Source organism: Shewanella waksmanii ATCC BAA-643, from assembly GCF_000518805.1.
GTDB lineage: Bacteria > Pseudomonadota > Gammaproteobacteria > Enterobacterales > Shewanellaceae > Shewanella > Shewanella waksmanii.
In genome coordinates this window covers 1-10,482 of record NZ_JAEH01000072.1, presented here as the reverse complement: position 1 = coordinate 10,482, position 10,482 = coordinate 1, and the positions used below count along the sequence as shown (strand labels likewise).

At 39.9% G+C, this 10,482-nt stretch carries 5 protein-coding genes and 1 pseudogene; 2 read left to right on the top strand and 4 right to left on the bottom strand.

What is annotated here, in order from left to right; translation table 11 throughout:
• The 3 genes from L865_RS0119455 to L865_RS0119445 form a co-directional block, all read right to left on the bottom strand.
• Positions 1-2,809: VCBS domain-containing protein (locus L865_RS0119455; protein ID WP_028774765.1), on the bottom strand; the 2,809-nt coding region annotated here is incomplete at its 3' end.
• A gap of 64 nt (positions 2,810-2,873) precedes the next feature.
• Positions 2,874-5,912, bottom strand: coding sequence for a TonB-dependent receptor (locus L865_RS0119450; RefSeq protein WP_051484705.1), 3,039 nt, complete (start codon positions 5,910-5,912; stop codon positions 2,874-2,876).
• Between the two features lie 264 nt (positions 5,913-6,176).
• Positions 6,177-7,217: a polysaccharide lyase family 7 protein gene (locus L865_RS0119445; protein ID WP_245608468.1), complete on the bottom strand. Its 1,041-nt coding sequence runs from the start codon at positions 7,215-7,217 to the stop codon at positions 6,177-6,179.
• 791 nt (positions 7,218-8,008) lie between these two features.
• On the opposite strand from L865_RS0119445, the pseudogene L865_RS25930 reads away from it, so the two are divergent.
• A pseudogene (locus tag L865_RS25930) lies at positions 8,009-8,215 on the top strand (IS91 family transposase); the annotation flags it as partial.
• Between the two features lie 1,266 nt (positions 8,216-9,481).
• Here the strand turns inward: L865_RS25930 and cas6f are convergent.
• Positions 9,482-10,093: a type I-F CRISPR-associated endoribonuclease Cas6/Csy4 gene (cas6f, locus tag L865_RS0119440; protein ID WP_028774762.1), complete on the bottom strand. Its 612-nt coding sequence runs from the start codon at positions 10,091-10,093 to the stop codon at positions 9,482-9,484.
• A gap of 180 nt (positions 10,094-10,273) precedes the next feature.
• Between cas6f and L865_RS0119430 the strand changes: the two genes are divergently transcribed.
• On the top strand, positions 10,274-10,482 hold a 209-nt coding region (locus L865_RS0119430; protein ID WP_028774761.1), incomplete at its 3' end, for a transposase.

The following is a 10,482-nucleotide window of genomic DNA, read 5'->3' as shown; positions in this document are numbered from 1 at the left end:
CAATACGAACTTGATACGTTTCTGTCGCTGTACCTGTATTGATTGCTTCATAAGGACCGTAGAAGGTAGTGCCGCCATCAATTGATACAGAATAACCTGTAGCAGTCCATTCAAGCACTACATCAATGTCCGTATCATTTGCATGCGTTAAGCCATCAATGACTTGCTGCGATTTAGATGAATCACGATATTTAACACTACCATCATTACTAAAGATAATTTCGCCCGTTAGGTTACTTGAAGAGGCAGAGCCACCATAAATACTAATATAAGCGGTATTATCTTCAGAAACACCTGGTGTAGCAGTGAAGTCAGCAATGGCTTGTATCTTAATGGTTGTAGAAATAGAGCCTTCAGCAATTCCATCCGTAGTTAAACGTAACTCAGCGTCAGCGTCTAATGATGTGTCCGCCATTCGGGCAACATTGTTTGCTCCAGTATCAACAACAACTGTGCCTGTAATAGTAATTGTTAATTCAGCGGTAGTGCCATCAAAAGATTCAATAGTATAGGTATCGATTTCGCTTTCACCAACAACAAGTGCTGCAATAGTGGGATCAGCAGTATCAAGGGTATACGTCCAAGAGCCATCTTCTAATATTGCTAATGAACCGTATGTACCCATTAAGGTTGTCTGAACAATAAATGCTTCACCATCATCTGGGTCAAGTACACTGACTAAACCTGTAGTCGTTGCTTCATCAGCTGCAATTCTTCCTGTTAAATCAAAGAATACTGCTGGTGTAGGTTCTTCTGTGCCGTCACCTGCATCAAATACAATAACTTCTGAGTAAATAGCTAAGCCATACTTGCTGTCTGAACCATCTAAAGTTTCACCTGCATCATAGCTTTCAAAGTCTTCTGAAAAGACGCTTGCAGTGCCAGCGATATCAGAAAATACTTCAATGTTATCAACATAGAAAGAACCGAAAGGAATCGTTCTATCATTATCACCGAACCTAAATTGGATAGCTTTAACACCATCAGCGAACCACTGGTCTAAGCCTGTATAATCAGAGTCAACAACTGCTGCAGTAGAGAATGAACCTCCACCAATCACTTCACCGTCAATAGTCACTGTAATTTGATCTGCTTGATCTAAGTCCCATGTAATGTCTACATCATAAAATTGCTCTTCAACAAATGGTGCAGTGATCATATTGCCAGGGTAAGCGTCACTGTCAGTATTTCGAACAAAGAAACGAGGCTCAATTACAGTGCCGTCGGCTTGAGTTTGAGTTCCTTGTATACGCAAATCTATAAGCGATTCACTAGAACTACCCGATGAGCCATAAAGCGTAATATAAGCATCTTTAATATTTCCATCACTACCAAGCGCAACCTCTTTAGATATAGATGCAGTCAGCTTACCTTGACGAAGGTTATCAACGCTAAATCTAATCTCACCCGTATCGCCGCCTGTATCGCTTATTTTTACAACTTGAGTAAGTGAAGCAACACGAATAACAATATCAGCAGTGGTACCATCAATAGAAGCGATAGTGATTGAATCTCTTACAGATTCACCTAGTTCAAGGCTCGCTAAAGTGTCATTTGCAGTGTCTACCGTGTAAGACCAGCTACCGTTGGCGCTGATACTAAATGTACCATAATCAAGTGCCACATCAGTTTGAGCAACAAAAGCATCTTCTTCAAAGTTTGGATCGATAATGGTTAGTGAACCAGTTAATGGATTAATAGCAGTATGTTGAACAGTACCGCCAAATTCACCTTCGATGATTGCTGCAACAGGGTCATTGTTATAACCAACAGCGGCTCCAATTCTGTCAAGTAATGCCTCATCAACATAGCTGGCAACTTGTGAAGTCGTTTGCAAATTAATTTGTGCTGTCTCAAGTGTCACTAAAGACTCTTCCGAAAAAGAGCCATCAGCGACGTCACTAGCAAGTTCTTGCATAACGGTAGATAAATCTGCATCTGCGTTGTCTGCATCAACTTGTGATAGTAGCGCTAGCACAGAACCATATCTATCAGCATCTTCAGCTCCAAGTTCAACAATACCAACTAAAGTAGGAAGCACTTCTGTAGTATCAAAACGAATACCAAAACGAGCATTAATTATTTCAGCTGCTTCAGCAAACTGGTTTAAATCACTCCCCGCGTTTTGAACAGCCATTTCAGTTAAAGGAGAAACAACATAGGTAGGTGGAGATACTAATACTTCCTCCCCTCCTTCATTAGTCTGAACACTATTTTCAACTACATTCACTACAGATCGTAGTTGAGGAGCATTTAAGGTTAAACCAGTTGATTCGTCCGTATAAGTGCCGCCAGTACATGCAATTAAACCAGTACCTTCGAAGTGTATGTCGATAAAAGTAACGCCACCTGAAGTGTCAGAGGTTGCATTGCCTTGCGCAGGAAGAACCGCAGCACCATTTTCATCAACTTCAAATATGTCACAAGTTGCACCATCAATAGGGCCCTTAATAATGCTCGCAGACACATTTAGGGTTGGGTTGATAGTAGGTGTAGATGCACCTACACCTTCGGTAAAGCCTGCATTATCGGTATAATTAGCAGAAACAGAAATGACTGTGCCTTCGTCAGCTTCAGTAATAGTGTAAGATGTGCCGATAGTACCTGTTGACCAAACGTAGGTAATGGTGTCTGCTTGAATTCCGTCAGCATCAGTAGCTATTGCTGAGAGCGATGCGCCTGCAAAAAAGTCACTTCCGATTATTTCTATACTACCGCGAGTATTACTATCAAGTTCAGCACCGTCATCACCGCCACACCCTACGAGGCCTGTCGCAATGATGAGTGGTATAAGTAATTTATTATTCATTTTTATTACTCCAAAAAGATTCTTTCTTCAAATTTAGCTTGTTTCATTTAAGCACTTGATTTGGCTAGTACTTAAAGCTGACACCTGCGAACAGGCGAGGACCGTAATCACTTACTTGACCCAAGTTACCTTGGGTATAGAAGTCATCACTGCGGTGCTCACTGAACAAGTTAATTGCTGAAACTTTGACACGAACGTGTTTATTGATTTTGTATGCAGCACGAGCTTCCCAAGTACCTGCCTCATCAACATAACGTAGTCTTGTGCCGTTAGAAGTGTAAGGTTGGAAGTATTCGCTACGATACTTATAGATAAGCGCAGTATCAAAATCACCTATTTGGTAGTAAATCTGACCATTGAATACATGCTCAGAAAATCCGGGCACTGAGGCAGGTGGTACAATACCTGCGGTAAGCTGAGTGGTTACACCGTCTAAATCAGTCGTATAGGTCTCACCGTAGTTACTATCTTCAAACTCATAGTTTGTGTCTGCATAGTTATAACCAAGCTTCACACCAATGCCTAAATCCCAACGATACGAGAATGTCGCTTCGAAACCATAAAGGTCACTTTTTTCGTCAGTAGTGACTGAATTAGTAATAGGTAAAGAAACTTCCACACCGTCAACGATAAACGTCTCTAACTGTGTTTGCTGTTGGTAACCGCCATTGAATTGCTTGTAGTAAACACCTAAAGCTACAATAGCATCGTCGCTTGGGTACCATTCTGCAGCAAGGTCATAGTTCCATGACATGAGTGGTTTAAGCTCAGGATTACCAGAGCCATTTGCACCCACTAACAAGTCTTCAACTGATGTAGGGTCATCAGAGTCATCGGTTACAAATGTACGGCTATAACCCATATCAGATGGATCGGCACGTGACATACCTCGGTAAATACCGGCCCTTATGAGAATATCTTCATTGTAGTCAACGACTAAGTTAAAGCTTGGTAGTACTTCAGTGTAATCTCCGCCACTTTCAATTTGTTCAATAGTTCCGTTTGGTACTAATTCGACGATACCTGTCGCCGGATCAGTGACAACATCAAAACCTTCTCTAAAACCAATAGAATTAACATCAGTATTGACCACACGCACACCAAAGTTACCACGAACAAATTTATCAAACATTTCAGTGTCGTAGTTAAGCATTGCGTAAGCAGAGGTAGTTTTTTCTGTAACGTCAATAGTACCCGCATTCTCGTATGTAACCTCTGGGTATGCGAATTCGCCGCCTTGTGATGTTGCTACGGCTTGAGAGAAACACTCGTTATTATAAGTTGCCCACGAAGCGCCTGTACCGCTTTCTACAACATTACCTGAACTGTCAACATGGGTGATAATATCACCGTCAGAAACACTCGATAAAAAATCACTCTCAGGGAAGGCTATTTGGCATCCTTCAAGTACATCAATGGCCGATGTTACAGATTCATCTAAATTATATGTCGTTCTTGAGCCATTACCGTTCGAGCCACCAAATTGAACATATGTTAGCTCAGAAACGCGAACGCCAGCTTGAACGCTACTAAAAACATCACCGTCTAGAAAATAATGAGCATCAATGCGTGCACCCATAATTTCGTTGTCGCGGACATTTTCTCTGTCGAGGCGAGTACGAAGGCTATCAGTAAAATTGGAAATATCAGTCACATCAAAATCAGTCACTGTAAAATGAGGAATATATTCACCTAAATCCCAAGATAAGAAAGGACGAGAGCTCGTTCTTCCTCGGTTTGTTATTTGTAGTTCTTCACGGCTGGTTTTAGAATAGCCAAGGTCTACACTAATCTTTAGATCATCAGAGAAAAAATGTTCAACGTTCAAGCCATATCCACGATAGTTTTCTTCACGCGAAAATTGCTCGCCCGCAGCTTCGATGCGTTCTTCACCTTCCCAATGTAGAATACCGCCAACATCGTTTGTGATCAGATTTTGTCCCGTTACGCCCGGTGTAACGCGCTTTTGTAAGAAAATTAAATCATGGCGCGCTTCTGCTTGAGTGCGATCTGAAAGTTGCACGTCAAAATTGATATCCCATTTTTCTGAGGGTTGGTATTGTAGAGCAAAGAATAAAGCATCTCTTTCATCAGATGTTTCATTTTGACGGAAGCTTCGGCTTGAGCCAGTCCATGCGTATTCTCTGCCATCATCTACAGCAAGACCTGTTTCTGGATCAATCTCATTATTATAACCTTGGTTATTTGAGCCAACAATTTCATCTTCACAATCGCCCGCTGAGCTACGGAAAAAACCGGTATTGGTATCGGTTGGATCATTCAAACATGCCCACAAAGATGAACCTGTTGGGCTTGAGCTTCTATATTCAGCTTCTGGCTGGCTAATATCTTGACGTTGAAAGCCTACACTCAAACCCAATGCTTGGCCGTTATCAAATTCAAATTGGTCAACATAACTTAGTGTTCCACGGTAGCCCAAATCATCTTGAAGTGAACTGTCAACGTTTGCTTGGTCTGGGTTGTAATTAGCTTTTACTTCAGCCTGAAAACGTTGCTTACCAAAATCTAAAGGCTTAAGTGTCTCCAGAGTAATAACACCGGCAACTCCACCTTCAATCATGGAAGCGTCTTGTGTTTTATAAATAGCCACTTTCTGCATCAGCTCTGATGGGAACTGAGAAAAGTTAACTGAACGGTCACCACTACCATTAGTCGCTTCACGGCCATTGATGTTAGTGGCACTTAAGAATGGGCCTAAACCACGAATACTGATTTCAGTAGCACCACCATTTTCACGATGAGATGATGCACCGGTTAATGATTCTAGCGCCTCAGCAATTGAAAGTGCAGGTAAATCACCAATATCTGCAGCAGATAAACCGTCAACAACCGTGGTAGATTCACGCTTTATTGATATTTGGTCTTGAATTGTTTTACGTGTACCAGTAATTACAACAACTTCTATATCATTATCAACTTTATCTAGATTTTCAGTTTCGGCTTCTTGTGCTATTGCCGAAAATGCAAAAGAACTGGTTACAGAAGTAAATGCAGCAAGCTTCATCCATTTTGCTATAGGTGAAAGCTTGAACTTCCCTATTTTATGGATGGGTTTTGTTTTTTTACTGAATTTCGTCGACATACCGTACTTCCCCTTAGTATTTTAATAAGCATGTTAATGCCATTTAATTCTTATATTTATTATTACCAGTAGGTTACTGCCTTAAATCCTTATATTTGTTACTGCAAGCAGGTTACTGCCATTAAATTCTTACATTGAAATTAGAGTTACATTAATTTCAACAGACGAAACTCAAACAAAAGTTTTAACCTATTAATTTTAATAAAAATATAACCAATAACTGTAGTTATGAGCTACGAATTTTAAATTGATGTGTTGACTGCGCTAAAATTTATACCCTTTATGTATATTATGGATATGATAGAAAGTGGCTTGCACATAATCACCTTCGGCTCCGCCATTGTTTTGATTATAAACACCCGCTTTAAAATACATATACTGGTCACTCGCACTATAGCCACTATCTTTCATATCGTAGTACTTAGTAATATTTGGCTTACCTTCCCTGATTATCGTGACGAACAACACTTCATCTTCGACGGAAATTTTATAAGAGAATTTTTCGTTTAAGGCGATGCCGTCTTCAGGGTCTGACAAAGTATGAGAACGTGAGCCAATCATATTTATCCAAATATCATCACCGCCATTTATTTCATGGGCAAAATAAATAGCCCCTTTCGAGTTGGCTGGTAATTTTCGGTAATATAAACGGATGGGTTCGTCATCCGTCGCGTGAATTTGCCCGATGATCACGCGTCCAACCTTTTTTTCATCACCTGTGGTAGATACTCGGTTTATTGCCAAAGTCCCTTCCAAACTGCCTTCAACTCCCCCAGACTTAACTTTCGCCGAACCATGCGCGTTACTGAAAACCCAGTTATTCTTTGTCAGGCCACGCGTTTTTATTCGACTATTACCCCTACGTAGCATTTCGCGTAGTTCGGTTCTCGCATATTTTGTATTTTTTGAGGTCTTGGCTCCTACGTTTGGGCAAGCGAATACCAAGCCACCATCATCTGCTGTATAAAAAAATGGCTTTAATTTGAATCCTTTAGCTAATGATTTCTCATAGACGGTATCAGCTTTTTTATCTTTGTTGAGATCGGTTGGCAACGTTAACGACCAATCGAGTAAGTCAAAATTTTCACCTGGCTTTTTAAGCGGATCGAGTTTTGACAAATCCCCCAGTAAAACGCCTTCAGCAAGGCTAGTATGTGACTTCGGAATAAGCGTATTCTCCTCAATGTCCTGAGCATTGAGTGATGCGCTAAAAACAGCTAAAGCAAAAGCTAGTACAGCGAAAACGTCACACATTTTCTTTTGAAAAGGTCGGTAAGATTTATATGTGTTGATATTGGAATCCATTAAAATTTACGATCTCTTTGTTGAATATGTTCGTGTATTGTTCGGCTTACCTATTTTCACAGCTTACTTAGAATGCCTATATGCACAGCATATAGTGACGCACCTACACATGAACTTAACTAACCCTTAAAAACGTCATAAAAATAGGTAAGATTTTGCTTCTAATGAACACCAAAAATTATCTAATTTCGTTGTAAAAAGAAGCAGAACTCTTTGTTGTATATGATCAAAGAGCTATGATTAATTGCTATGCATAGAATCATAGATAACTTACCTAACACAGCTGCGTACTTACCTAACACAACTGCACACTCAACAATTTGTTTACACCTACAACATTATGCTAAACAAAATATAACCACCACAACACATCCCTGTCAACCAAAATGGTGCCGAAAGCATTACCAAAAATCAGAATTGGTAGTAACCATGAAATAGAAAAAGACTAACGCATTGGCTTGACATATTTTTCACTCCATAAAAACACACCAAATAAACAACAACTTATGTAAAATCCAGTTGTTATTGTTGAATAGTTTTGATATTCACTACCAATGGATATGACAACATAACCAAATCACAGAACAAAGTTAGCCAGTGATACAGCTGTATTACCAATTGGCAATAAATATTATTACCAAATGAAATGCAGGCATTACCAATAGGTGATGTAATGAGATTACAGTTCAGAACTAATATGCAGACTATAAGCCGTACAATAATTCGTATTGATTGTGATTTGTCATTAATGCTCTTGTTGAACGAAGCTAAGCTGTCAGGCGCATTAGTGCTTATTTCGAGGCTATGCTGCTAAGCTACGGCAACGCATACGCTTGATGTTAGCGGTGGCTGAAACGGTATTTGAGCCACACGAAAAAGCCACCAGGACTCAGGCAGTACGACCTTGCCCCTGCTGCCAACAACCGATGACATTTAGGGGATGCTGGCAACAAAGTAATGGGGATAAGCTAACGCGACCGACAAGCTTAATGAAGTAAAATCAAACGCGGCTTAACGCCACGGTTTAAGCCGAAGGATGACAAGTCCAACACAGAGAATGCAAAGTAATAGAAATATAATAAGGCGATAAGTTGTTGATATTTTATAATAAATTAATTGACTGACATAGCTAAGGGATCGCTAAGGCCAATAGAACAACAAGGCTTATATTCATGATGAAAACATGCGTCGAATTCCAACGTGCTTTCACACATTATTGTTTCGCTCACTTTTGCACTCGCGAATTTAAAGACGTTTTTATTGGGCGAAGGCTTACGTAAATTCCGTATATGCATGCACAAAAATCTCGAGCAACACCAGTACATTTAGTGCACAGCCGATCGAGATTTTGTCAGACTATGGTTATCTTATGTCAATGTATGCTTACAGCGACAATTACTTGTCGCTGAAAGCATAAGTCGACATAAGCATGGTTCTACTTTCAATCGCTTACATCAAAAATAAAACCATAAGCTGACATAAAATATAACCATAAACTGACAAATTATTACTTTTGTCGATAGACGTGAAGTGTTACATGTTCTTTTATTACAGAGCTTAAGATCTCAATCACTAACTCATTATTGGACAGAAATACGCTCGTACAAAAGAAGATAAAAATGGGCCGCAGAATAAGGAAATGTATGGTATCGGTCATTCACTAACGCCATCACATTATTAGGTATAACGAGCCTTTAGAGTTACTCATTAATATCGTTATGGTTAAATAATGAACAATACTTAAATTTCTACTTTGATTCAATTATTAATCTGTCTTGATTCGAGGTAAATAAGCACGACTAACCATAAAATCACTCAACTTACGTTTTTGTTGCTCCATTTAGTAATTTTATAGTCTCTAAACAACTGGACGCGTTTTTTACATTGATTACTTTCTATATAGATATCAATAAAAAACCTCTTCCCATTAAATGAGAAGAGGCTTTACTACCTTTTCGGCAGGTATTTCAAAGTCGACTCGTAAGTCACGATTATCGCGTTTTTCAGCTGCCTATTCGACAGGTCACATCTTCAAGATCCCAAATAGTTTCTTGAGCGTATCTTCAGCTGCCTATTCGGCAGTTCACCTTATAGTGTCAGTTAAATTAATACAAGACAAATCTTCAGCTGCCTATTCGGCAGTTCACTACCAACAATAGCCAATGTACTCTTTTTCTTCAATGACTAAACCGATAATCTATTTTTTATCCTATTTTCTAGAACCATTTATAGACTCGATGTAAAACAGTTAGTTACAAGCCAGACTAAAAATAAGGTCTAAACAAGCCAAAGTCTGGAACTGTCCCTCTGAGTAACTGATTCGTAGCTAATCCATATTGGCTAAACTCAGCCGCTTCACGCTGTTGTACATTCTCTTTTTGAACATGCAAAAGAAAATCCTGTTCGGTACTTGTGCTCGCTATTGCTATGCAATGAAAACGATCTAACTCTCTCTGCTCTCCGTTTTTATTTGGTTCAAAAACTTCCCCTCTCGCTATAGCTCGCTTTTCTAGACGCTTTAATCGTCTTCGAGTTTCACCAACAAATATTTTAGCTATGTTTTGATTGCGCTTGAATCTCACCTCAGCGCAGTCATCAGGAACAGTTTCTACATTGCCTACACTAAAGAACCCACACTCCTGCATATCCCGAAAATACCCCTGAAGCCTCAACTCGTTCAGTACCCCCTTGTCTGTATGCACAAAAGCAATCATATTGCCGATTGATGCATCAGACCACGCAGGAAAGCTCACCCCGAGCCCTTGAATTTCACGTTTACATATAAAACCATGCATAACTGAAATACAGCGCCCAGTAAGCAAAGCCAAGTTTGCTTGTTCAGGTAAAAATCGCACCATAAAATAGTAGCGCTTCATATCAGGCCTTCACAGATGCTGTTTTAGGGGCTGTTGATTTTGCAGCGGTGGATTCGGCGTTTGATTTCCTTTTAGCCTCAGCCTTTTTTTGGAACATGCCGCCCTTTATTAACACTGGTAAGCCCCTAGAACAGTAGACACTTCATAGAGTTATAATGAACCAAAAATATGAGGTGTTACATGCGCGGAAAACGATATCCCGACGAATTTAAAATCGAAGCCGTTAAACAAGTTACAGAACGTGGTCACCAGATCGCCGATGTGGCAGAGAGATTAGGCGTTACTCCCAAAAGTTTGCACAACTGGATTAACAAGTTTGATAAGCCAGAAAAGCAACACGTCACCATTGATAATCAACAAGACGAAATACGTAAGCTCAAGGCGGAGTT

Excerpts from the sequence above, each read along its gene's own strand:
- cas6f (WP_028774762.1), bottom strand. The coding sequence starts at position 10,093 with ATGAAGCGCTACTATTTTATGGTGCGATTTTTACCTGAACAAGCAAAC.
- L865_RS0119450 (WP_051484705.1), bottom strand. The coding sequence starts at position 5,912 with ATGTCGACGAAATTCAGTAAAAAAACAAAACCCATCCATAAAATAGGG.
- L865_RS0119445 (WP_245608468.1), bottom strand. The coding sequence starts at position 7,217 with ATGGATTCCAATATCAACACATATAAATCTTACCGACCTTTTCAAAAG.